This window comes from Shewanella decolorationis S12 (genome assembly GCF_000485795.1).
Lineage (GTDB): Bacteria > Pseudomonadota > Gammaproteobacteria > Enterobacterales > Shewanellaceae > Shewanella > Shewanella decolorationis.
Window position 1 is genome coordinate 489,037 of the sequence record NZ_AXZL01000076.1, and the last position, 22,337, is coordinate 511,373.

General features: G+C 47.2%; 23 protein-coding genes. 6 read left to right on the forward strand and 17 right to left on the reverse strand.

The window, feature by feature from the left end:
• Positions 1-23: 23 nt before the first annotated feature.
• From SHD_RS19140 to SHD_RS19160, 5 genes are all read right to left on the reverse strand, one after another.
• Positions 24-965 carry a Dyp-type peroxidase gene (locus SHD_RS19140; protein WP_039978727.1) on the reverse strand — a complete coding sequence of 314 codons (942 nt, stop codon included), beginning with the start codon at positions 963-965 and terminating at the stop codon, positions 24-26.
• A gap of 206 nt (positions 966-1,171) precedes the next feature.
• The gene (gene ggt / locus SHD_RS19145; RefSeq protein WP_039978729.1) at positions 1,172-2,884 is read right to left on the reverse strand and encodes a gamma-glutamyltransferase; all 1,713 of its coding nucleotides are present in this window, start codon (positions 2,882-2,884) and stop codon (positions 1,172-1,174) included.
• Between the two features lie 139 nt (positions 2,885-3,023).
• Complete coding sequence (locus SHD_RS19150; RefSeq protein ID WP_023268643.1) at positions 3,024-4,073, reverse strand: ABC transporter ATP-binding protein; 1,050 nt, start codon at positions 4,071-4,073, stop codon at positions 3,024-3,026.
• Positions 4,070-5,704, reverse strand: coding sequence for an ABC transporter permease (locus SHD_RS19155; RefSeq protein WP_023268644.1), 1,635 nt, complete (start codon positions 5,702-5,704; stop codon positions 4,070-4,072). Before SHD_RS19155 ends, SHD_RS19150 begins: the two co-directional genes overlap by 4 nt.
• A gap of 58 nt (positions 5,705-5,762) precedes the next feature.
• Positions 5,763-6,770, reverse strand: coding sequence for a Fe(3+) ABC transporter substrate-binding protein (locus tag SHD_RS19160; RefSeq protein WP_023268645.1), 1,008 nt, complete (start codon positions 6,768-6,770; stop codon positions 5,763-5,765).
• Positions 6,771-6,987: 217 nt separating this feature from the next.
• Here SHD_RS19160 and SHD_RS19165 point away from each other — a divergent pair, with 217 nt between their 5' ends.
• Positions 6,988-7,407: a hypothetical protein gene (locus SHD_RS19165; protein ID WP_039978732.1), complete on the forward strand. Its 420-nt coding sequence runs from the start codon at positions 6,988-6,990 to the stop codon at positions 7,405-7,407.
• 10 nt (positions 7,408-7,417) lie between these two features.
• Here SHD_RS19165 and SHD_RS19170 read toward each other — a convergent pair whose 3' ends face one another.
• The 3 genes from SHD_RS19170 to SHD_RS19180 all read right to left on the reverse strand — a co-directional run bounded on the left by SHD_RS19170 (position 7,418) and on the right by SHD_RS19180 (position 9,541).
• Positions 7,418-8,014 carry a glutathione S-transferase gene (locus SHD_RS19170; RefSeq protein ID WP_023268647.1) on the reverse strand — a complete coding sequence of 199 codons (597 nt, stop codon included), beginning with the start codon at positions 8,012-8,014 and terminating at the stop codon, positions 7,418-7,420.
• Between the two features lie 64 nt (positions 8,015-8,078).
• Positions 8,079-8,828 (reverse strand): ferredoxin--NADP reductase, encoded by a 750-nt coding sequence (locus SHD_RS19175; RefSeq protein WP_023268648.1) that lies wholly within the window; start codon positions 8,826-8,828, stop codon positions 8,079-8,081.
• A 107-nt stretch (positions 8,829-8,935) separates the two neighbouring features.
• Complete coding sequence (locus SHD_RS19180) at positions 8,936-9,541, reverse strand: DUF5610 domain-containing protein (protein ID WP_023268649.1); 606 nt, start codon at positions 9,539-9,541, stop codon at positions 8,936-8,938.
• 188 nt (positions 9,542-9,729) lie between these two features.
• Between SHD_RS19180 and SHD_RS19185 the strand changes: the two genes are divergently transcribed.
• The 3 genes from SHD_RS19185 to SHD_RS22340 all read left to right on the forward strand — a co-directional run bounded on the left by SHD_RS19185 (position 9,730) and on the right by SHD_RS22340 (position 12,179).
• The gene (locus SHD_RS19185) at positions 9,730-10,323 is read left to right on the forward strand and encodes a histidine phosphatase family protein (protein ID WP_023268650.1); all 594 of its coding nucleotides are present in this window, start codon (positions 9,730-9,732) and stop codon (positions 10,321-10,323) included.
• A gap of 11 nt (positions 10,324-10,334) precedes the next feature.
• Positions 10,335-11,825: an FMN-binding glutamate synthase family protein gene (locus SHD_RS19190; RefSeq protein WP_023268651.1), complete on the forward strand. Its 1,491-nt coding sequence runs from the start codon at positions 10,335-10,337 to the stop codon at positions 11,823-11,825.
• 147 nt (positions 11,826-11,972) lie between these two features.
• The gene (locus SHD_RS22340) at positions 11,973-12,179 is read left to right on the forward strand and encodes a hypothetical protein (RefSeq protein WP_039978734.1); all 207 of its coding nucleotides are present in this window, start codon (positions 11,973-11,975) and stop codon (positions 12,177-12,179) included.
• A gap of 33 nt (positions 12,180-12,212) precedes the next feature.
• On the opposite strand, the gene SHD_RS19200 is transcribed toward SHD_RS22340, so the two are convergent.
• Together SHD_RS19200 and SHD_RS19205 are read right to left on the reverse strand one after the other, a co-directional pair.
• Positions 12,213-12,470: a hypothetical protein gene (locus SHD_RS19200; protein WP_023268652.1), complete on the reverse strand. Its 258-nt coding sequence runs from the start codon at positions 12,468-12,470 to the stop codon at positions 12,213-12,215.
• An 82-nt stretch (positions 12,471-12,552) separates the two neighbouring features.
• On the reverse strand, positions 12,553-14,349 hold the full coding sequence (locus tag SHD_RS19205) for an ABCB family ABC transporter ATP-binding protein/permease (protein ID WP_023268653.1): 1,797 nt from the start codon (positions 14,347-14,349) through the stop codon (positions 12,553-12,555).
• A 447-nt stretch (positions 14,350-14,796) separates the two neighbouring features.
• Here SHD_RS19205 and SHD_RS22080 point away from each other — a divergent pair, with 447 nt between their 5' ends.
• The gene (locus SHD_RS22080; RefSeq protein WP_023268654.1) at positions 14,797-14,973 is read left to right on the forward strand and encodes a hypothetical protein; all 177 of its coding nucleotides are present in this window, start codon (positions 14,797-14,799) and stop codon (positions 14,971-14,973) included.
• A 50-nt stretch (positions 14,974-15,023) separates the two neighbouring features.
• Here the strand turns inward: SHD_RS22080 and aroG are convergent, their stop codons facing one another.
• The 5 genes from aroG to SHD_RS19235 form a co-directional block, all read right to left on the reverse strand.
• Positions 15,024-16,082 carry a 3-deoxy-7-phosphoheptulonate synthase AroG gene (gene aroG / locus SHD_RS19215; protein WP_023268655.1) on the reverse strand — a complete coding sequence of 353 codons (1,059 nt, stop codon included), beginning with the start codon at positions 16,080-16,082 and terminating at the stop codon, positions 15,024-15,026.
• Positions 16,083-16,391: 309 nt separating this feature from the next.
• The gene (locus tag SHD_RS19220) at positions 16,392-17,576 is read right to left on the reverse strand and encodes a tetratricopeptide repeat protein (protein ID WP_023268656.1); all 1,185 of its coding nucleotides are present in this window, start codon (positions 17,574-17,576) and stop codon (positions 16,392-16,394) included.
• 118 nt (positions 17,577-17,694) lie between these two features.
• On the reverse strand, positions 17,695-18,042 hold the full coding sequence (locus SHD_RS19225; protein ID WP_039978736.1) for a hypothetical protein: 348 nt from the start codon (positions 18,040-18,042) through the stop codon (positions 17,695-17,697).
• A gap of 116 nt (positions 18,043-18,158) precedes the next feature.
• Entirely contained in the window at positions 18,159-19,409 is a 1,251-nt protein-coding gene (locus tag SHD_RS19230; protein ID WP_023268658.1) for an ammonium transporter, read from the reverse strand.
• Positions 19,410-19,419: 10 nt separating this feature from the next.
• The gene (locus SHD_RS19235; RefSeq protein ID WP_011071066.1) at positions 19,420-19,758 is read right to left on the reverse strand and encodes a P-II family nitrogen regulator; all 339 of its coding nucleotides are present in this window, start codon (positions 19,756-19,758) and stop codon (positions 19,420-19,422) included.
• A gap of 324 nt (positions 19,759-20,082) precedes the next feature.
• Between SHD_RS19235 and SHD_RS19240 the strand changes: the two genes are divergently transcribed.
• Positions 20,083-20,625, forward strand: a complete 543-nt coding sequence (locus SHD_RS19240) for a hydrolase (RefSeq protein WP_023268659.1) — start codon at positions 20,083-20,085, stop codon at positions 20,623-20,625.
• A gap of 51 nt (positions 20,626-20,676) precedes the next feature.
• On the opposite strand, the gene SHD_RS19245 is transcribed toward SHD_RS19240, so the two are convergent.
• Entirely contained in the window at positions 20,677-21,411 is a 735-nt protein-coding gene (locus tag SHD_RS19245) for an Lcl domain-containing protein (RefSeq protein ID WP_023268660.1), read from the reverse strand.
• A gap of 99 nt (positions 21,412-21,510) precedes the next feature.
• On the reverse strand, positions 21,511-22,320 hold the full coding sequence (locus SHD_RS19250; protein WP_023268661.1) for a hypothetical protein: 810 nt from the start codon (positions 22,318-22,320) through the stop codon (positions 21,511-21,513).
• Positions 22,321-22,337: the final 17 nt, after the last annotated feature.

The following is a 22,337-nucleotide window of genomic DNA, read 5'->3' on the forward strand; positions in this document are numbered from 1 at the left end:
GTTGAGTCGCGATTTACTAAGGCTTAGTTATCGAATTGCATCAAAAAATCTAAGCTTGGGGCGAAGAAAGAAGAACCCGTCAAGGCGCTGGTAAAGTGCATCAAGTGATCGTGGTTACCCGCGCCATCGCCAAATACCATGCTGTGGAGCATCTTCTCGAAGTGCTCTGGTGTGCGGCAGGTTGAAATAAACATCAGCCCTTGCTCCTTGAGCGAGCCGTAAGGCATGCTCTGGCGCAAAATCTCAATAGACTTGCCGTTGTCGTCCTTGAGGTTAACCCGCTTGATATGGCTGGTTAATGGCTTATCTTCCGACTCGTATTCGATGTTGTCTTGCTTGGTACGACCGATAATATCTTCTTGCTTTTTAAGCGGTAATCTATGCCACTTACTCAAGTTGTGGGCGTACTTTTGCACGTGAATATAGCTGCCGCCCTTAAATTCAGGGTCTTCATCCCCGACTAAGGCGACCTCTTGACGATGTCGCCCTTTAGGGTTTTCGGTGCCATCCACAAAGCCTGTTAAGTCGCGACTATCCATAAATCTAAAGCCGCGTTCCTCTTCGACTAACTCGACTAAGTCTTCGAACATTTGGCTGATTTCGTTGGCGACTAAATGCAAAATGTCGTAGCGGTCGCAGCGAATATGCACAAACAGATCGTATTCGATCGCAGGCGCCTCACGGTTACCCGCTTGCATCGCTGGGAATGGCTTGAGCATTTCGGGGCGAGAATCGGGATAGAGGCTGTCCCAATAGTTGGCACCAATGCCCACAAAACCATTGAATGCGCTGTCGGAGTATTGATCCGTCAACTCATAAATATACTGCGCAACGTTGGCAATACAGGGACGCAATTGCGATTCAACGTTATCGTTGTCGCTCGCATTAAACATCAAATAGACGCTATGTAAGTTTCCCTCTGCACACACACCCAACTGTTCACGCGGCATATTTTGAATATCCATCTGGTTATCACCCTTTTGTCGATTCATTTTCGGCAATATTATCCGCAACTTTACCTGAAAATGACATTAAGTAACGCACAGTTTGTCCGTCTTTGTAATGTAAACACGTTTGTAGACTGGAATATAAAAATTGACGAGGCCATTACGCCTCGTCAATTCGTCTTACGCAAGCTTCGGCGCTCATTAGGCCAAAGGCGAATTATGCCTTAGTAACCTGCGGCATAACCATCTTTACGGCTCTCGGAGGCGCCGCGGTAAACGCCCGTTTCGGCATTAAAACCAATGGCTTGATATCCACCAAAATCGCCGAGCCCATCGCGCAGCACATGCCCTTTCTTAATTAGCTCACGGCGAGTTTCAACGGGGAAGCCTGATTCTAAGCTCACATAGCCACCGTCATTCATCACCTCACCCGTAGGCTCGGTCGAACCTGTGTGCAAAATTCTGGGGGCATCGCCCGCTTCTTGCAAGTTCATTTTAAAATCAATCAGATTAACAATAATCTGCGCGTGCATTTGCGGCTGTGTTGCACCGCCCATCACGCCAAAACTTAACCAAGGTTTACCGTCTTTAGTCACAAAGGCGGGAATAATGGTATGGAAGGGACGCTTACCCGGCGCATAAGTGTTGAAACGACCTTCGGTGAGATCGAACATCTGCCCGCGATCCTGCAATACAAATCCGAGATCCGGCGGCGTCATACCTGAGCCCATGCCGCGGTAGTTACTCTGGATCAGCGACACCATATTGCCGTCTTTATCAGCAGTAGTGAGATACACAGTATCCCCATGTTGCAGCGCAGGATTACCGGCATCGACACTCTTAGCCGCCTTGTTTAAATCAATTAACTTAGCGCGCTCGTAATTGTATTGCTGCGAAATCAACTTTTTTACAGGCACTTTGTTAAAAGCCATATCGGCATAGAATTTAGCACGGTCAGCAAAGGCGAGTTTTTTGGCCTCTACGAATAAATGCACATATTCGGGGCTGTTAAAGCCCATGGCCGCGACATCGAAGGGCTCCATGGTTTTTAAGATCTGTAGCGCAGCAATCCCCTGCCCGTTGGGCGGCAGTTCCCACACATCGTAGCCACGGTAGTTGGCCGATACGGGTTCAACCCAGTCGCTAGTATGGCTGGCTAAGTCTTCATAACTTAAATAGCCACCTTGAGCCTTGATGTATTTATCAATACTTTTGGCAATATCACCCTTGTAAAAGGCATCGCGGCCGCCTTTGGCAATTTTCTCATAGGTGTTCGCTAATGCAGGATTTTTGAAGATTTCGCCCACCGCAGGCATTTTGCCATTGGGCATATAGGTTTCTTTAAAACCGGGGAATTGAGCGAGTTTTTTACCGCTACCTTCAAGGTAGTAAGCAATCAGCTCAGAAACGGGGAAACCTTCGCGGGCATAACGAATGGCTGGGGCTAAATTATCGGCCATCGGCAGTTTGCCGAACTTATCGTGGAGCTCATACCATCCATCCACCGCACCGGGAACCGACACGGGCAGCGGCCCAAAAGGCGGTAAATAATCTAATCCAAGGGATTTAAGCTTCTCTAGGGTTAAGGATTTGGGGCTACGACCCGATGCATTGAGGCCATAGAGCTTTTTATCTTTAGCGCTCCAGACGATGGCAAATAAATCGCCACCAACCCCAGCGCCAGTAGGCTCGACTAAGCCCAGCATGGCATTGGCCGCAATCGCCGCATCCACGGCACTGCCGCCCTGTTTTAATACATCAATCGCCACCTGAGTCGCTAGCGGTTGGCTGGTCGCCGCCATCCCATGGGTGGCATACACTTCTGAGCGCGTCGCAAAGGCTTTACCCGTGATCCTATCCATGGCTAACACTCCCGAGGACGACATGGCTGTCGCCACTGTGACTAAGGTACAAATTGATTTTATTGTTTTTATCATAATTCCTCCCACTCCGGAGGAATTAAGGTAACAAGGTAGGCTGAAAATATCAGCAATCTAGCGGTTTTTTACCCAAGTTAAACGTAAGCAAAGATGTCGTACTTTATGCTGATGCAATGACATATACTGTTCGGCCTGCTTAAGATTCAAATAGCACTAGGGAATGTGGCTCTGTGCTTAATCCCACCCGCTGACCGACATTCAACTGCATAATTTGGCTACGCACTTCGACATAATGGGCGTGGGATGCCGCCTCGACTTTCACCCAATAATGGCAAAATGCCCCGAGGAAGCGCCGCTCGGTAATAGTGCCCACACCCGTATCATCGGCACTGAGCGCCAATTGTTGTGGCCGTAAAAACACTTGGCCATTAAAGGCGTGGGATTGCGATAAGGGCGTCAGGCTGCGCAGCTCACCAATCGGAGTGGCAACACTATGACCATCGAGCACTTCCGCAGGTAAGTAATTGCCACTGCCAAGAAAATCAGCCACATAGCGGCTATTGGGCGCGGAATATAAGTCTTCGGCGCGGCCATGCTGCACTATTACACCTTGGTTAAAAATGGCCAAGGTATCGGCAAAGACGAAGGCCTCGTCCTTACTGTGAGTCACAAATACCGCGCTGACATTACGCTGTTTGAGAATGCTGCGGATCTCCGCCATCATGCTGTGGCGCACTTGGGCATCGATATTTGAAAAAGGCTCATCGAGTAGCAGTAATTGCGGTTCATAGGCAAGCGCACGGGCAATCGACACCCGCTGCTGCTGCCCACCGGACAACTCATGGGGATAACGCTTGGCTAAGCCTTCGAGTTTCACTAGGGCGAGCATGTCATCCAAGCGCGCCTTGCGTTGCGCGGCCGTTAATTTTGCTACGCCAAAGAGAATATTCTCGGCAACGGTCAAATGGGGGAACAAGGCATAGTCTTGGAAGATCATCCCTATCCCCCGTTGCTCACTCGGCACAAACTGCCCTGCACCGCTGACCGTCTTGCCATTAATTTGGATCTCACCTTGGCTGATAGCCTGCAAGCCAGCCACCGCCCTGAGCAAGGTGGTTTTGCCGCAGCCACTTGGGCCTAACAGCGCAAGGATTTCCCCCTGAGCTAGGGTTAAATCTAAGCCTTTGAGTACCTGTTGGCCCTGATAATCACTATGGACTTGATGAAGATTGAGGGTGCAGGTCATCGGCTATCTTGCTCCAAGGAACGGTTTAAATAAATCAGCGGGACTAAGCCCACGAGCACAATCACAATAGCGGGCAAGGCGCCATGTTCAAGCTTTTCGTCTGAGACAAACTGGAAGACATGGGTCGCAAGATTCTCAAACCCTATGGGACGCAACAACAATGCCGCCGGTAATTCTTTCATGCTTTCGATAAATACCAACAACGCCCCAGCAAATAAGCCTTTGGTGAGTAGCGGTAAATGCACTCTTTGCAATAGTCGTCTTGGGCTCTGCCCCAGAGTCAGACTCACCATGTCCAGTGACGGCGAAATGCGTTTATAGCTGGTCTCAACACTGCCGATAGCGATAGCCACAAAGCGCACACAAAAGGCAAAAACCAGTGCGGCCGTACTGCCCGTAAGCAACAGCCCAGGGCCTGTCATTCGCAACCAATCGGCGATGTCGTTAATCGCAAAATCGAGCAGGGTTAACGGCACCAGTACGCCAATCGCCAGCACTGTGCCAGGCAAGGCATAGCCAGTCGAGGCCAAGCGTGATGGCAGCGCATCGCTCGACCTTGGGCTTACTCGGCGGATAAACATCAATATCAATGCAACCGCGCAGCACACTAGGCTAGTAATAAGCGCAAGGCTCAAGCTATTCACGCTCAATTGCCAGAAAATCGGATCCCAGCTCTGCTCAAAATAATCGATGGCATAGGAGAGCAAAATGCCGCTTGGCAGCACAAAGGCCAGTACAAGCAGGGTGATGCAATAACCGAGGGCAAGCAGGGTTTGCACGGGTGAGAGCCGATATAAATCGCTGGCTTGAATACGAGACTGCTTTTGGAATAGCTGCTGCTTACGGCGGGCAAAACGTTCCATTCCGATCAGGCTAAACACTACCAAGAGGATAATGGCCGAAAGCTTAGCCGCCGCCGTCAAATTGCCATAACCCAGCCAAGTGTCATACACGGCAGTGGTCAGGGTAGGTACGGCAAAGTAGTTAACCGTAGCAAAATCCGCCGCGGTCTCCATCGCCACTAATGCCACACCCACGGCCAAGGCGGGCCTTGCCATCGGCAAAGATAAGCGCCAAAAACTCTGCCACGGCGAGCAGCCCATGATCCTTGATGCATGCGCCAAGCTTAAGGATTGCTCCATAAACGCAGTACGCGCTAACAGATAAATATAGGGAAATAACACTAGCGATAACACACACGCTGCGCCACCTAAGGTGCGAATATCAGGGAAAAAGTAATCCTGCGGTGAGCTCCAACCAAAGAGCGCGCGCAAACTCCTTTGTACTGGGCCGGCGTAATCAAATAAATCCGTATACACGTAGGCAACAATGTAGGCTGGCATAGCTAAGGGCAATAGCAAAGCCCATTGCAAATATCGTCTACCTATAAACTCACAGCGCGCCATTAACCAAGCGCAGGGCAATGCCAGCAAAAGTGAGCCAATACTCACCCACAGGATCAACCATAGACTGTTGGCGATATAAGTGGGTAATACGGTAGAGAGTAGATGACCAAAGACGGCCTCATCGGGCTGAGCCGCTTGAAGAAGTAACGCAAAGAGGGGTAACACCAGTAGCACGGCTATGGCATAACCAGTAAGCGACCAGCTTCTGGCTAATCCTAAAATCATGTGGATCCTTTAAAGCAAGTGCGCCTATTAAGGCGCACTTATCGATTTAACTGCGTAACTATAGATCAAACTGAACTTCGTCTAACAATTTCACCGCCGCTTGGTGGTATTCCGCCAGCTTGAAAATCGGTAATTGGTCGGATTTAAACTCGCCCCAAGAAGCCACTAAGGTTGATGGCGCAACATCGGTTTTAACAGGGTATTCCATATTCACCTCAGCGTAGGCTTTTTGCGCCACATCACCAGAGAGGAATTCCATCAGTTTGATAGCATTGTCTTTATTGGGTGCATGGCGGGTCAGTACCATACCAGAAACGTTGACATGAGCACCACGGTCAGTCTGATTCGGGAAATTAATTACCACGGCTTCAGCCCAGCTCTTTTGCTCTGGATCTTGCAGCATATTGCCGTAGTAGTAGCTATTGCCGATGGCGATATCACACAAGCCTTCTTTAACCGCTTGAACCTGTCCACGGTCGTTACCTTGAGGCTTGCGTGCAAGGTTAGTTTTCACACCTTGCAACCAAGTCTTAGTGTCGGCCTCACCGTGGTGGGCAATCATCGAAGCGACTAACGCGATATTGTAAGGATGCTTACCACTGCGCGTACAAATCTTACCTTTGTACTTAGGATCGGCGAGTTCCTCATAGCGAATCGCTTGCGGGCCGAGGCGATCTTTTGCGGTATAGATATTACGTACGCGCATGGTCAGTGCGTACCATTGTCCTTCAGGATCACGGTATTGCGCTGGAATATTACTATTTAATTTTTCACTCTTCACCGCAGATGTCAGATCTTTATCGACCAATTCAACGAGACGGGAAAAATCTGAGGTTAACACTAAATCAGCTGGAGATAAGCGACCTTCACGGGCAATACGCTCGGCAATACCGTCTTTAGCAAATACCACATTCACGCCAATGCCTGTTTCTTCGGTAAAGCGCTTCAAGATCGGTTCAACCAAAAACGCTTGGCGATAGGAATAAACCGTTAATTTTTCATCCGCATGTGCAGACTGCGCAACCGACATTAACCCAAGTAAAGCGGCACAAGTTACCCATTTCATTAGCGATTTCTCCTCAAAATGATGACATCAAGCGTGAGTCAATTCTTAAGACTATTAATGATAATAGTTATCAGTTGCGCAAGAGTAATAGATCAAATGAACTAGGGCAATAGATTGATTAACTTTTTGTTTTTAATGAAATTAAACTTAAAACTGGTGATTATCTCAAACCAAACTAAACTGAATCTTAATTTTTAAAAAATTGATTGGAGGCATTATGTTTAGCATGCTTGTACTGGCAATTGTCGTGCTCGGCTTAGTGTCATTAATGACATTCAAAAATAGCCATAGCAAACATAAATCATTGGTCAAAGCCACTGGCACAAGTAAACGAGAAAGGCATGCAACTAATACAACTCATCCTTTTCACTGTGTAAGCATTGAAAATGCAGGAAATTGCTGCGAGCAAGCCGATGCCATTAAAGGAAAACGCTTTCTATCAAAAGAAGCTCCAGAGCTCCCAATGAAAGCATGCTCACAGTCAAACTGTCAGTGCCACTATCAGCATTATGATGATAGACGCCAAGCTGGCAGTGATCGCCGCATAGACTACGGTATGACGAAGGAGCTCTACGGCGCATTTGGTGAACATAATCGCCGTGAGAGTCCTAAGGGTCGCCGTTCAACGGATCATTAATAGTGTGTTTTTATTGCGGACGCGTCTCGATAAAAGCAGGTAATTCACGCATTTCACTGAACCAAATCGCTGTGGCGGGTGCAACTTTACGCCAATCGAGTTCAGGGTGTCTGAAATCCACATAATCTAACAAGCAAATCAAAGCTAATTGTGGTGCTTGAATCGTTGCCTGAGTGATCACACTCTGGTGTTCCATTTGCATCAAACCACGCAGTAAAGCTTGCTCAAAACGCGATGTCCAAAAGGCCGATCTCACGCCCTCCTCTTCACGCATTTGTTCTTGGCGCAACTTTACCGCGCTGTCGGTTAACCCTTTAATCATCGAGTATTGGCACTGTAATACCCAATTATCCACTTGGCCGCCGAACATTTGTTGCTCTCCTAATTCGGCGTCTAAATAGCGCATAATCACTTCGCTATCGAAGAGAGGCACACCATCGTTGGTGATTAGACATGGGATCTGCCCAAGCGGGTTAACATCAAGTAGCTCAGCGGTGTTTTCCATCGGATTGACTAAGACTTCTTCGATATCCTTAATCCCTAAATAACGGATTAACGTGCGAACACAGCGAGCATAGGGTGAAGCGAGAGAGCAGAGCAACTTCATCAAAAAATCCTTCTTAAACAAAGATATTAAAACAATCTACATAATGTTTTTAACACTCAAACGACTACCAATATTTTTCTACGGTTATTTGCCCCGGAGCACGGCGTAAATTTTTCGAGAGCCCCTTGTCAAGCAATGCCGCTTGGGCGCCACTAATCATCCCCGGATTACCGCAAATCATCACCTGTGAATCCGCCGCACTTAGGGTTAATCCGACTTTCCGCTCGATTTCGCCCGAGACTAAGCCATCGGGGATACGGCATTGCAATGCATCATCAAGCTTTTCACGGGTGACGGTTAAACACAGGATAAACTGATCTGGATATTGCGCCGCATAGCCCTTTAATTTATCCAGATAGACCAAGTCTTTAGCTTCGCGCACACCATAGACAAGTACGATCTTCTCAAAACGCTGCCAAGGCTCTGCGGTATCCAGCATGGATAAGAATGGCCCCACAGCCGTACCCGTGGCTAAAAACCATAAATGCCGACCTTGTAACTCACCTTTTGGGATCTCATCCAAGGTCATAAAGCCGGTGGCTGTTGGGGTGATGTCGATTTCATCCCCTATGGTAAGATTCTGTAACTGCGGGGATAACAGGCCATCCTCTACGGCGACAGCCAAAATTTCGGCATAGGGCTTATCGGGGGAATTTACAAGGGAATAAGCTCTGGCAACACGCTTATCCTCTTGCTGCTGACTTAGTTTAATAAATTGACCGGGAATAAAGGGAGCTAACTCGGCCGCTATCCGCAGCGAAAATAACTTATCATTCCAATCAATACGTTCAATAACGCGTCCCTTAGTCCACATAACCCGCCCTCAAGCAAAACGTTAAATAGACCCCTAGCATAGACTGTTATCAGCGCAACAAAAACCCCTTATTCAAGGGGCTTAAGCGTAAGTAAGAGGAAGGGAAGTTAAACGTTAGTCGCTTGAGTCTCATCCGATTTTTTATTGAAGCTGTCCCTAAAGGCTTGCAATCCTTCTTGCACTAACCCATAGGTTTTATCGACACCATCAGCGATATCTCCCTGCAATACTTTAAGGCCAGATAAAATATCTCTCGCCTCCTTAAAACCATTGTCGATCGCACCACCTATGATGCTCATAAAGCTGTCCAGCTGTTCATCCAAACTCATATTCGAATTTTGTTGCTGGTGAATGCTAAAAAACTGCGTTGCAAAACTCACAATCCTGTCGGCCGTTGCCTCGGGGGATGTATCGACACCGTTATCATAGGCGGTTTGAATCGCGTTTTCGCCCATCGAAGGGGCTAGCTCTTTGTTGATCGCTTCGATTGCCGCACGATAAAGCAAGGTCATAGATTGATCACCGGACTTTAGGCTCACGTCTTCCTGTGCCGATAGAATCGCTTGATTCATTAACTGCTTACTGGTTTGCTGCGCCGTCTGCTTAGAGGTGGCATCCACATTTTTCGTCTTATCACTATTTGCCGCGTTTTCAGCATATTTATTGTGGGTCGAAGAAGTGCTCTGTACCTGTGCAGGGTTATTGATTTCCATGATGCTAGTCCACTCAACTTGGGGAAACTTAATTATCGACCAAATTTTGAGCAACTTTAGTTAATTTATAAATTGCAGTACCATCATCAACTAACACAATGATGCAAATAGTGAATATGCTTGCACCCAAATTTAGATTCACTTTCCGTTTCTTGCTTGCATACGCCAATAATATAAGGATATGACGCATGGCCATCTTTCGTGGTTTCAAGGCATTAACTCGGCTTCGGCAAACGGAGCGTTCCTATCCCATCAAGCTATTACGACGCTTGCTATTGGGCTTGTTAGTCTTCACAGCCATGGGAGTTAGCCCAGTTAATCTTGTATGGGCCGAAGGTCGTCTAATTATTCTTGTGCGGCATGCCGAAAAAGCCGATGCCCCAACGGCGGATCCACAACTCTCCCCAGACGGTAACCAACGGGCTCTCGCACTCGTTAGCGCCTTAACACGTACGCCACTGTCTCAGTTGATTGCCACGCAATATCAAAGAACCCGGCAGACCTTAGAGCCAATGTCTGCGGAGCGACATTTGCCTATTACTGTCGTCGCCGCCGAAAAACCTCTCGAAGCCCATATTCAACAGATCGTTGAGCAAGTGCATGCGGTTAAAGGTAATAGCTTAATCGCGGGTCATTCCAATACTGTGCCACTGATCATTAAAGCTCTCGGAGGTCCAGAGATCCCCAATATTAGTGAAAATGATTACAGTCAGTTGTTTTTACTCTCGATTAATGATGGACAGCCAGCAAGCTTAATTTCTACCCGCTACGGCAATGAATAAAGGATAACAAAATGCAAGAACTCAATTGGTTTATGTGGGGACTCGACCTCTTCTCTGGATTATTCTTGATCATTGTCGGATTTGGCGCCCTAGCCATTGTCTACATGTACTTTGCTGACAAACTGCAAACCAAACAGGCTGTACGCCACAACTACCCCGTAATTGGTCGCTTTAGGTATTTATTTGAGAAACAAGGCGAGTTTTTTAGACAGTACTTTTTTGCGCAGGACAGGGAAGAACTCCCCTTTAACCGCGCAGAACGAAGCTGGGTATATAGAGCAGCTAAAAATGTTGATAGAACCATTGCCTTTGGTTCGACACGCCCGCTGGATAGCACGGGCACAATTATGTTTATGAATACCGCCTTTCCCACTCAAGATGAAGACACAACCCCTATTCATCCACTCACCATAGGCCCCGACTGCAAACAGCCCTATACCACTAAAGCCATTTGCCATATCTCCGCCATGAGCTTCGGCGCCCTATCGCGCCCCGCTATCACCGCTTTATCCCACGGTGCAGCGCAGGCTGGTTGTTGGTTAAACACAGGAGAAGGCGGTTTAAGCCCTTATCATTTAAAGGGTGGCTGTGATTTAGTCTTTCAAATCGGCACAGCCAAATATGGTGTTCGTAATGAGCATGGTCATTTGGATGATGGCAAACTTAAAGAGATCGCCGCGCACCCTGAAGTGAAAATGTTTGAAATCAAAATGAGCCAAGGGGCCAAACCAGGCAAGGGGGGTATTTTGCCGGGGGTTAAAGTCACCGAGGAGATCGCCAAAATTCGCGGTATTGCGCAGGGCCATGACTCCATCAGCCCCAATGGTCATATCGAGTTTAAAAATGTCGGTGATATTCTGGATATGATTGCTAGAGTTCGTGATGTCACGGGCAAACCCACTGGAATCAAAGCGGTACTTGGGGATGTACAATGGCTCGAAGATTTTTGCGATGAAATTGAACGCCGCGGTGAAGCCTCTGCACCCGACTTTTTTACCTTAGACAGTGCCGACGGCGGCACCGGCGCGGCCCCTCAACCCTTAATGGATTATGTGGGTCTGCCACTCAAAGAAAGCCTGCCCATATTGGTCAATATCTTAATTCAGCGTGGATTACGTAAGCGCATAAAAGTCATTGCCTCAGGCAAACTCATAGTGCCATCGAGGGTGGCTTGGGCACTCGCCTTAGGCGCCGACTTTATCGCCTCAGCCCGCGGCAATATGTTTGCCCTAGGATGTATTCAAGCATTGCAATGCAACAAAGATACCTGCCCGACAGGCATCACGACCCATAATAAGAAACTGCAGCAAGGTCTTGATCCTAGAGATAAATCAACGCGTGTCGCCAACTATAACCATAATCTGCACCACGATTTAGCCCTGATCGCCCACTCCTGTGGCGTTAAAGAGCCAAGGCAACTCAGGCCGTCACATGTGAGGATTGTACTCGAGAGTGGCTTGTCGGTTTCACTGGATAAATACTATTCCCATATCAATCAATAGGTAACTTGCTTTAGTGTGCAAAATGTGCGACTTTCGTCTAATGTTAATTTAGCAAAAGGTAATTTGAACGCGTATCACAAAAGGGGTAAAATCCGTGATGCGTGCGTTAAATTGAACCACATTTTTATTTTAAGTTAAGGAAACACTGTGAAAGCAAGCTTTGTAAGCCAAATGCCAGCCAGTAAAACTGCCAGCACAAGCTGTAAGAGCTGTAATCGCTTGACGGAGATCGAAGGCGAATTAGTGTGTTTTCGTGAAGGCCAGGTCATTCGGCTCACGCGGATTGAGGAATCAACCAGTAAATTCAATCTGTTATGTGAAGGTTGGAAGGCTGGAAAAATAAAGGGAATATAATTCTTATATTCCCTATTTCATTTATACCATCTGTTAATTAATAGCACGTACATCCGAGCTGTATTCATTTGTTGTACGGATTATCCCTGCTAGTTCAAGTTGTTGATTCAATTTAGCCAGCGTTAAACGTCTTGTGGTTACTTTAAGACCCGCATTTAACTCTGCATGAATGCGTTGTAGCGAATCATAATCCACACCGCGCTTTTTAAGGGTTGCCATAATCGCAAACCAGTCTGTGCTCACTTTCTCTTCTCTGCCTTCAATATTGACTCTTAATGCCATATTTTCCATGCCAAGCACCTCTTATCGTTATTTGCTTGGATTCGAGTATAGAGAGCCGAACCTGAATAAAAACTGAATTGTTCCAACGCTGTTACACTTCTACTAAAAGCTGTTTTTGCTCATTTTGTATGCGCCACAACTTAGCGTAGAGACCATCCTGAGCCAGTAAAGATTGATGATTCCCCTGCTCGACAATTTCTCCTTGGCTTAACACCACAATTTGATCGGCGTCGACAATGGTCGATAACCGATGCGCCACCACTAAGCTGGTATGCCCTTTGGCGACCTCGCGCAGTGCCGACAGAATCGCTTGCTCCGAGCGGCTATCAAGGGAAGATGTAGCCTCATCAAACACTAACACCGGAGAGCCTTTTAAGATCGCCCGCGCAATAGCCACCCGCTGTTTCTCGCCACCCGAGAGCTTTAACCCCCGCTCACCCACTTTGGTATCCCAACCTTGGGAGAGTGATGCGATAAAGTGCTCTAAATGTGCGAGTTTGATGGCATGGCGCACTTCCTCATCCGTCGCTTCGGGGCGGCCATAACGAATGTTCTCCACTAAGGAATCATTAAATAACACAGTATCCTGCGGCACTATGGCAATGGCGCGGCGCAGTGCATCCTGGGTTAATTGGCGAATATCCTGCCCATCAATCAAAATGCGCCCTTGCTCGACATCGTAAAAACGGAACAGCAGCTTGATAAGCGTAGATTTACCCGCGCCACTATCCCCAACCACCGCAACCTTTTTCCCCGCTGCGACCTTAAAGCTGACGTTGCGCAGTATGGGTCTGTCATCGTAGCTAAAACTCACATTCTCAAAACTAAGCTCACCCCGCTTAGGTTCAAAATCTAGTGCGTCGGGTTTATCGACGATGCTCGGGTGCTTATCGAGTAAGCTAAACATCCGCTCAATATTAGCCAAAGCTCCACGGATTTCACGGTAGACAAATCCCAAGAAGTTCAGCGGCATAAAGAGCTGCATCATAAAAGCATTAATCAGTACAAAGTCACCTAAGGTCATCTCATTATTGGTCACTTTATATGCCGCTAAAGCCATCATCGCCGTCATTGCTAAGGCAATAATCAGCGCCTGCCCACCGTTGAGGGCAAACAGCGATAAACGATTTTTACGTTTAGCCACTTCCCATTGATCTAAGGCTTGGTCATATCGTTCCGATTCGTATTTCTCATTGTTGAAATATTTTACGGTCTCATAGTTGAGCAGGCTGTCGATAGCGCGGGTATTGGAAAGGGAGTCAGCCTTGGCTGCATCGCGAACATATTCGGTGCGCCACTCTGTTGCCACTACCGAAAACCAAATGTAAGCCAACACTGAGGTCAACGTAATTGCTGCGAAGGCAAACCCATAATTAAAAAAGAAAATGCCAATGACCATGGCGATTTCAAGCAGGGTCGGCACTATGTTAAACACCATAAAGCGCATCAAGAAACTCACACCACTGGTGCCACGTTCAATGTCTCGCGATAAACCGCCCGTACGCCGCTCTAAGTGAAAATCCAAATCGAGTCGATGTAAATGATCAAACACCGCCAAGCCCAAACGGCGAATAGCCCGCTCAGTGACACGACCAAATAGGGTGTCACGGATTTCTCCCGTAATGGCGGTTAACAGTCGCACCGCACCATAGGCCAATACCAAGCCAATAGGCACACTCAAGGCCTGCGCGGTTTTATTAACATCTAAAGTATCGACTAAATCTTTAAGAATAAAAGGTAAACCGACACTGGCAAGCTTAGCAACGATAAGGCAAGACATGGCCAATGCCACTCGTCCCTTGTATTCAAGCAAATAGGGCCAAAGTAATTTAACCACATGCCAATTAAGCTTATCGATGGGACCTTCAAAATACAGTGTTGGGCGCATATATCTAAACCTTTTCCTGAGTCAGTCAATTGTAACAGCATGGCGAACACTAAGGTGCAATCAAACAGAGAAAGTTTGAATAAAATCAATCAGATTTTTCTGACAGACAAACAGCATTAACCTTGGCAAAATTCATCAAACTTATCGATATCAAATTGTCACACTTACGACTTACGCTTGAATGGCTCGCTAAGGACTTATTAAAGATAAGAAATGCCGTGGTAACTGGGTTTTATCCGGATATCACTCGCTAAAATAGGCAGCGATTACATGGGTTCGACTGTTGATTATTTTGTCGATTTTACCCAAAATGCCGTATGGAACTCAGTTCGCTAGCAGCAGGATTTGCAAACTTCTGGCCGCAGTCGCGAGAGTGGAAATTAGCTCCATACTCCTTCTGCAATAACACTAAGATAACTCTAATAAATTAAGATCGAAGGATGCTTTATGTTGGATTCAGCTAAAGTTCAATACCCGCCATTACCACTTATCCAAACTTGGGTGTGGATGATGATTGAATCGGGGAATCCTGAAATTCAGGATAAAGGTAGAAACAACCTGATCTCCGCCTTTGGTAGCTTAGCCAAAGCTAACGAATATTTAGCAGAAATGAGCAAAAAATAATAAAAACAAAGGCGCCGGGATAGCGCCTTTGTTTTTGATCTTAAACCCGATTAAGCCCGCTGACGACGCTCAATAACACTTTGATTTAGCACTGAGAGCAAACGTTCTGTATCGTCCCAACCAATACAAGCATCCGTGATACTCTGACCATAGCATAGTGCTTGGCCTTCAATCAGATCTTGACGTCCTTCCACTAAGTGGCTTTCAACCATCACACCGAAAATCGCCTTATTACCCGATGCGACTTGCTCAGCAACATCGTTGGCAACCTCCATTTGGCGTTGATACTGTTTGCTACTGTTGGCATGGCTAAAATCGATCATGATATTGTCGACCAACTTCGCCTTTTTTAACTGCTCGCTAATTTGCGCCACATGGGCTGCGCTGTAATTAGGCTCACGGCCACCACGCAAAATGATATGGCAATCCGGATTACCTTTAGTCGACACAATCGCCGAATGGCCAAATTTGGTCACAGATAAGAAGTGGTGCGGCGCATTTGCGGCACCAATGGCATCAATCGCCACCTTAATCGTGCCATCGGTGCCATTTTTAAAGCCGACAGGACAAGATAGCCCCGAGGCCAACTCACGGTGCACTTGGGATTCTGTGGTGCGCGCACCAATGGCGCCCCAGCACATCATATCCGCCACATATTGCGGGGTAATCATGTCAAGAAACTCACCCGCAGTTGGCATGCCGGAGTCATTCAAATCAACCAAGAGTTTACGCGCGGTACGCAAACCATCGTTCAGTTTGAAACTGTTATCCATATAAGGATCGTTAATGAGTCCCTTCCAACCCACTGTGGTACGCGGTTTCTCAAAATAAACACGCATCACCACCTCAAGCTGATCTTGATAACGTTCCCGGAGCGCAACCAATCGCTGGCCATATTCCAATGCGGCCTTAGGATCATGAATTGAGCAAGGACCAATAACCACTAACAAGCGATCATCTTGGCGAGCGAGAATGTTATGGATGCTTTGACGGGCGTTAAACACAGTTGCAGCAGCGTTTTCGGAAGCAGGAAATCGTTCTAGAATCGCAATCGGTGGAAGTAACTCTTTGACTTCATTAATGCGAACGTCATCATTTTGGTAATACATAATTTACTGCTCCAACTCTCGTGTTTAGGCTATTTTTATCGCTGCAATAGGGGATCTCAACTGCAATACTGAGTTCAATTTATCCAGTCTGCGCCGCTAATGCAACCAAGTTGTCTCCATTTCAAAAAATCAGCTATAACGTCTTGTTTTAACATATTTTTAAAAAATACAAATTAAAATATTTCAATATGATACTCACATTAAGGTCGATGCCGTGTTTGACGAAAAACCAAAGTGTTAGCGAAAGCCAAAAATAAAAAACCTCCTTTGCCAGTAGTCAAATGCAAACAAAGGAGGTTGAGTAAAGGATTAATGTTGCCGCATAGCCTGTAACTTAGCTTGATAACGATGCTTATCTGTGGCTTCGCGGCTAAGTGCCATGGCCTTTTCCATATTGAGTTTGGCGCGCTTCTCATCGCCCAGCGCCCAATAGGTACGTGACAAACCAAAGAAAAACTCATGGCGATAATCGGCTTTATCCACGGCCCTTTGATACCAAGCGAGCGCCTCGCTGTATTGGTGTTCATCATAGGCCTGTTCACCCATATCATAGTAGTAATAAGGGTTACGAATACGCGCTAATTCAAGCACTTTATGAACCTGTGCCCACTCATCTAAACGGCCCTGGTTACCTAAAATCACCGCCAAGTTATAAAGCGTCGTCATATCATCGGCATCGTATTTGAGTGCGTAGCGATAGACTTGCTCGGCCCGCTTTTCATCGCCCTTGTGGCGATAAATCACGGCTAAGGTGTTGAGCGCAGGAATAAAGTGTCCAGATTTTAAGCCCGCTTTAATCAGCGCATAGGCGCGGTCTAAATCCCCTTCAACCAAGGATTCAGCGGCCATATTGTTATAAAACATGCTGGTTAAGGTCTGGCGATTAATTTGCACTTTATCGTATCCCCGCAAAGCGCGCTCGGGCATAAAGTCGACCAGAATCGCATGGGCCGAGACATAAACCGTATGTACGCTTTCGGCAGGGAGCAAACGTAGGTTGACATGGCCATTGATCAGATAAAACTCGCCCTGTTTGTCCCACACAGGTTCAATCGCAATATCCTGAAACTCAGTGCCAATTTTAAACACATCCGCTAAGGCCGATGTCATCACCACCAGCGACATACAGTTTCCGGCGCGCTGAGCATAGGTTTCGCTGGCGGTTTGAGTCAAATTATCTTGATAGCGAAAATCGCTATGGCCGCCATCTTGGTTAGCATTGATATAACTGGCTAGCCATTCATGCACCGCAACGGGGTTTTTAGTAGATAAGCTGTAACGGTCGTAGGCTCGCCTGACATCGGCTGCCACAGAAGGCGGAAGGCTAAAAATATCCTCAACACTCGGAATATTACTGACAGATTTAAACAACGAATCTGCAAATAGGGCATCGATTTCATCACTAGGTTTTGGGGCTGTTGAGCTGCAACCCCATAAGAGTAAAAGTAATAATGAGCAGATTATGCCGCTTGAGATGGTGCGCAGTTGTATCATGAGATGTCCCCCAGACCATAAGGCTCCTATTTGAGCTTATTACACTTGGCCAAAAAGACTTCATTAAATGGTTACAAAAAATAACGGCCTGCCCCAAAGGATTGCGGCAACTTGAGGGTTAACGCTGCGCCGGAGGGTCAACCTTGATATACACATCCTGCTGCTGATAACGATAGGGGCGGTAGTTATCCTGACCACAGGTAAAGTAAGGGTAAGGCTTTACCTGGGCGATACAACCGAGTGGCAGAGCCTGCAAAATTTGAATTTGCTCCTGCCTTCTCAAGGATTCCTGCCATTCATAATCTTTCAATACTTGGTCGCGCACGGCAAAGGCATCGAAAGGCTCATCCGAGCGAGTCACTACGACTTGCCCCGCAAAAGCGGGCAAGGCTAAGAGTGCACTCAGAATCCCCCCAAGCAAGCAGGTACGTCTGATTTTTACTGTGAGATTAGAGATTAAGCGCATCATTCGCTCCTTGTGGTATCAGCGTGGCAGTCGAAGACCCATAAAAAAAGCAGAGCACTTGGCTCTGCTTTACTATCCTCTTATCCCTGAGAGGCATCAAGTCATATCAACACCAGTTAGCCCGCACTTTTTACAGTCACAAACTCTGGGTAAGCATCGATTCCACAGTCAGACGCATCCATACCGTTATATTCTTCTTCCTCTGTAACACGGATGCCCATGGTCATCTTCAGCACAAACCATACCGCAAATGACGCGCTAAATACCCAAGCGAAGATAATCGCTGCACCGGTTAATTGCGCTGTGATAGTGGCGTCGGCATTTGATAACGGTACACACATTAAACCGAGAAAACCTGCCACGCCGTGCACCGAAATCGCGCCTACTGGATCGTCGATCTTAATGCGATCTAAGCCCACAATTGAGAACACCACTAAACCACCAGCGACAAGGCCAATCACACCCGCCATCAATAGTGAAGGCGATAAAGGATCAGCCGTAATCGCCACTAAGCCCGCCAGAATACCGTTGAGGATCATGGTTAAGTCCGCTTTACCCCATATCATTTTGCACACAACGAGGGCAGAGATAGCACCAAAAGCGGCCGCGGTGTTGGTGTTTACGAAAACTTTAGCGACAGAGCTAGCATTGGCCGCATCTGACACCATTAATTGTGAGCCACCGTTGAAACCAAACCAGCCCATCCACAGGATAAACATCCCTAAGGTCGCCATTGGCAGGTTAGAGCCAGGGATTGGGTTGACTTGGCCGTTAGGGCCATATTTACCCTTACGAGCACCGAGCAGTAACACCCCAGCGATAGCCGCAGCAGCACCTGTCATGTGCACAATCCCGCTACCGGCAAAGTCAACAAAGCCCAAGCTAGAGATAAAGCCTTTACCCCAAGTCCAGTAGCCTTCAACGGGGTAGATAATGCCTGTCATCACCACGGAGAAGACAAGGAATGCCCACAACTTCATCCGCTCCGCCACGGCGCCAGAGACAATCGACATCGCCGTTGCCACAAACACCACTTGGAAGAAGAAGTCTGATTCCAAAGCATGGTTTGCATCGTCGGCTTGTGAGCCAATAAGCGTACCGAGTGAAGGCAACCAGCCGCCTTCGGCATTGTCGACGTACATAATGTTGTAGCCGATCAATAGGTACATCACACAGGCAATCGCATATAACACCACGTTTTTAGTTAAAATTTCGGTGGTATTTTTAGAGCGCACTAGGCCAGCTTCGAGCATGGCAAAACCCGCCGCCATCCACATAACCAAAGCGCCTGAAATCAAAAAATAAAAGGTATCGAGTGCAAAACGCAGCTCAGAGACTGTCACGCCTAATTTTGTTAGTTCTTCCATCTTCCGCCCCCTATAGCGCTTCAGTGTCGAGTTCACCCGTACGGATACGGATGGCATGTTCTAAGTCGATAACGAAAATCTTTCCGTCACCAATTTTTCCCGTATGAGCCGCAGTGGTAATTGCCTCAATCAACATGTCGAGATTTTCTGCTTTAGTGGCAATTTCTAGTTTTACTTTTGGCAAAAAATCCACCTGATACTCGGCGCCACGATACAACTCTGTGTGCCCCTTTTGACGGCCAAAACCTTTAACCTCGGTCACCGTCATCCCCTCAATACCAATACCGGCGATAGCTTCACGGACATCATCCAATTTAAATGGCTTGATGATAGCGCTGACTAGTTTCATCCTGACCTCCAAAAACGCGATTGTTATTAACTTGTAGCAAAGGTAATTCAATCATCAGGCCATATTTTTAATGCATTGATTTTAAATAAATAATAAAGAATCACCCTGAGTGCGGCGATTAAAAATGCACCAGACTTGTGCAAGCGTGAGGGCAACGCACTCTTTTAGTGAGCAATTTAAGTGCACGCTATATTCGACTTTTGCCCTATTGGTGAGGTTGGCCAATTAGGGTTTACTAACAGTGTAAAAAATAAACAAATCAAAAAATAAACAGAGCAATCGCTAAACGATGCCTTTATTCCACCCGCGCAGAAGGAATACCCGATGTTAAAACCCGAACAATGTGTACTCGTTATCGTCGATGTGCAGGGAAAACTCGCTCAGATCATGGATAACACAGCCAAACTCCACCAACAGCTAAGTACATTGATCCAAGGTGCGCAGCTGTTCGAGATCCCCATTCTCTGGCTCGAACAATTACCCGCCAAACTAGGCTCGACCACTGAAGAGTTAAAAACCTTACTCGAAAAAACGGGCTCGCCCATTGCCAAGCAACACTTTAGTGGTTGGTATTGTGATGAATTTGCCAATGCACTAACCCAAACTCGACGCAAACAGGTGCTGCTCGCGGGGATAGAAACCCATGTTTGCGTATACCAGACTTGCCGTGATCTGCTCGACCAGCATTACTCTGTGCATGTCGTTGCCGATGCCGTATCTTCCCGTAGCGTTGATAATAAACAGCTGGGCATTCAAATGATGACCGCCAAAGGGGCAAGCCTCACAAATGTGGAGTCACTATTATTTGAACTGCAACACGAAGCCCAAGGCGATAGATTTAAGGCGCTGATAAAGTTGATTAAATAAGGTTGATTAAATAAGGCGAGAAGAGAGCTTATTCAAGCTCTCTTTAGTGAATCAAAACGCCGCGACACAAACAGCAAATTTGGCACTATTGGCATAACTGCGAAAGCTATAACCGCTGGAGGCGACCGAGATAATGCCGACCTCGAATTCAGTCTCATACACTGTGCTAGACCAAGAAGGGATTGTCGAGCTCCACTGCGCACGTTGGTAGGCTGCGCGACTTTCGCCGTACCCATAGAGGGTATTTAACTCCTGCTCTGTTGGCCTGCGCCAATTGTCTTTACCAGCAAACTCGATTGAGGCCAATTTTTGGCACCAGCGGTCAAACTGACCGTTAACACCAACCTTAGCCTCATTGCCTTTGGCTGCTTCGGTGCCGGGTAAGATAACGCCCTTACCATCCTGACGAAACTGCGCATATTCTCCTCGGCTTGGGCCAAATACAAACTCCTCCTGCACGTTAAATGTCATCGCATAGGAATCGCCACTGTTGTTGGCATCATCTTGTTTTAGATAACCTAAGGCATTCATCACAGCAATAGAAGGCGAACTGCTAAACCATTTCGTTTGACGATCACTTTTATCGTAAAGTGCTCTAATTTTTAAACAGTGGGTTGATGCAAGAGTGCGGTCGTTATTATCGAGGCCGCCATCAAAGCTAGTATCGATTGGCGTACCTTCGACATGCCCGCACAGGGGAATTTGCTCTTTTTGGCGACATTCAGTGAGTAAAAACAACAGCACTATGGCAGTGCCGAAAACGGCAATTTTGGCGGGATTAATCATCACAACAAACCTAAATCCAGGGTTTATAAAAAGACAGTTACAGACAACCTTGATGGCATTCGCTTCAGGGAATTAGCCTTAAGCGAATGGCCAATTAAGCTATAACGCCTTAATCACAGGCTCCTGCACCAGCAATTGATCGTTTTTGTAAACATAAAGTATGCCCACGGGGCTCTCTTCAGCGCTGAGCACTATCACATCGCAAACATAGCGATAGGGACCACTTTTAAACTGGAAGAAATGATTACCGCCAGTACCCTCACGCACCAATTTACCCTTTTTGAGGACTAAATCAGGTTTCTCACTCAGGGATTTGCCCTTTGCCCAAGCTGCATAACGGTATTGGTTATTATCGATGGCATCGACACGTATGATGAATCGAGCGGTTTCCCACGCCAGCTCTGGGCTAGCAAACTCGCGCACACTCTCGTGTAGCATCGCTTTTTGCTGCGCGATCAGCTCATCCCTTAACTTAGCTTCCTCTGGGCTTTGGTAATTAATGCCCGAGATTTTGCCATCAAAATCCAACCAGACACTGCCGTGATCGAGCATAATGCCGCGCCAGCCCATAGTCTCCCAGTTGTTCTCCGTGGTCGAATTGGCGATTTGACTCAGCAACTTGCTATCAAACACCTGCTGAAATCTCGCCAGCATTTGCTGTGGATTTTGCACATCGGGGAGCGGGTATTCCCGCTGGAGGGGATAAGAGATTTGCTCGGCAATCGCCTGATGATCACCCGCTTTGGCCGCATCAATCAAGGCTTGCACCTGCGGCACATATTCCGCTTCTAGTGCGGCCATAGCCTGAGGCACTAGGGTTAGACTCCCCAGCAGCAAGCCCGCATAAAGCCCTAAACGCGAAAGTCGATGAATACCTGAATATGTTCGAGAAGACAGAGCATGAGGCATGGCTTATTCCTTTAACG

What these genes read in the sequence shown, in the direction of transcription:
- SHD_RS19140 (WP_039978727.1), bottom strand. Translation starts at nt 965, where the DNA reads ATGGATATTCAAAATATGCCGCGTGAACAGTTGGGTGTGTGTGCAGAG.
- ggt (WP_039978729.1), bottom strand. Translation starts at nt 2,884, where the DNA reads ATGATAAAAACAATAAAATCAATTTGTACCTTAGTCACAGTGGCGACA.
- SHD_RS19150 (WP_023268643.1), bottom strand. Translation starts at nt 4,073, where the DNA reads ATGACCTGCACCCTCAATCTTCATCAAGTCCATAGTGATTATCAGGGC.
- SHD_RS19155 (WP_023268644.1), bottom strand. Translation starts at nt 5,704, where the DNA reads ATGATTTTAGGATTAGCCAGAAGCTGGTCGCTTACTGGTTATGCCATA.
- SHD_RS19160 (WP_023268645.1), bottom strand. Translation starts at nt 6,770, where the DNA reads ATGAAATGGGTAACTTGTGCCGCTTTACTTGGGTTAATGTCGGTTGCG.
- SHD_RS19165 (WP_039978732.1), top strand. Translation starts at nt 6,988, where the DNA reads ATGTTTAGCATGCTTGTACTGGCAATTGTCGTGCTCGGCTTAGTGTCA.
- SHD_RS19170 (WP_023268647.1), bottom strand. Translation starts at nt 8,014, where the DNA reads ATGAAGTTGCTCTGCTCTCTCGCTTCACCCTATGCTCGCTGTGTTCGC.
- SHD_RS19175 (WP_023268648.1), bottom strand. Translation starts at nt 8,828, where the DNA reads ATGTGGACTAAGGGACGCGTTATTGAACGTATTGATTGGAATGATAAG.
- SHD_RS19180 (WP_023268649.1), bottom strand. Translation starts at nt 9,541, where the DNA reads ATGGAAATCAATAACCCTGCACAGGTACAGAGCACTTCTTCGACCCAC.
- SHD_RS19185 (WP_023268650.1), top strand. Translation starts at nt 9,730, where the DNA reads ATGGCCATCTTTCGTGGTTTCAAGGCATTAACTCGGCTTCGGCAAACG.
- SHD_RS19190 (WP_023268651.1), top strand. Translation starts at nt 10,335, where the DNA reads ATGCAAGAACTCAATTGGTTTATGTGGGGACTCGACCTCTTCTCTGGA.
- SHD_RS19200 (WP_023268652.1), bottom strand. Translation starts at nt 12,470, where the DNA reads ATGGAAAATATGGCATTAAGAGTCAATATTGAAGGCAGAGAAGAGAAA.
- SHD_RS19205 (WP_023268653.1), bottom strand. Translation starts at nt 14,349, where the DNA reads ATGCGCCCAACACTGTATTTTGAAGGTCCCATCGATAAGCTTAATTGG.
- SHD_RS22080 (WP_023268654.1), top strand. Translation starts at nt 14,797, where the DNA reads ATGTTGGATTCAGCTAAAGTTCAATACCCGCCATTACCACTTATCCAA.
- aroG (WP_023268655.1), bottom strand. Translation starts at nt 16,082, where the DNA reads ATGTATTACCAAAATGATGACGTTCGCATTAATGAAGTCAAAGAGTTA.
- SHD_RS19220 (WP_023268656.1), bottom strand. Translation starts at nt 17,576, where the DNA reads ATGATACAACTGCGCACCATCTCAAGCGGCATAATCTGCTCATTATTA.
- SHD_RS19225 (WP_039978736.1), bottom strand. Translation starts at nt 18,042, where the DNA reads ATGCGCTTAATCTCTAATCTCACAGTAAAAATCAGACGTACCTGCTTG.
- SHD_RS19230 (WP_023268658.1), bottom strand. Translation starts at nt 19,409, where the DNA reads ATGGAAGAACTAACAAAATTAGGCGTGACAGTCTCTGAGCTGCGTTTT.
- SHD_RS19235 (WP_011071066.1), bottom strand. Translation starts at nt 19,758, where the DNA reads ATGAAACTAGTCAGCGCTATCATCAAGCCATTTAAATTGGATGATGTC.
- SHD_RS19240 (WP_023268659.1), top strand. Translation starts at nt 20,083, where the DNA reads ATGTTAAAACCCGAACAATGTGTACTCGTTATCGTCGATGTGCAGGGA.
- SHD_RS19245 (WP_023268660.1), bottom strand. Translation starts at nt 21,411, where the DNA reads ATGATTAATCCCGCCAAAATTGCCGTTTTCGGCACTGCCATAGTGCTG.
- SHD_RS19250 (WP_023268661.1), bottom strand. Translation starts at nt 22,320, where the DNA reads ATGCCTCATGCTCTGTCTTCTCGAACATATTCAGGTATTCATCGACTT.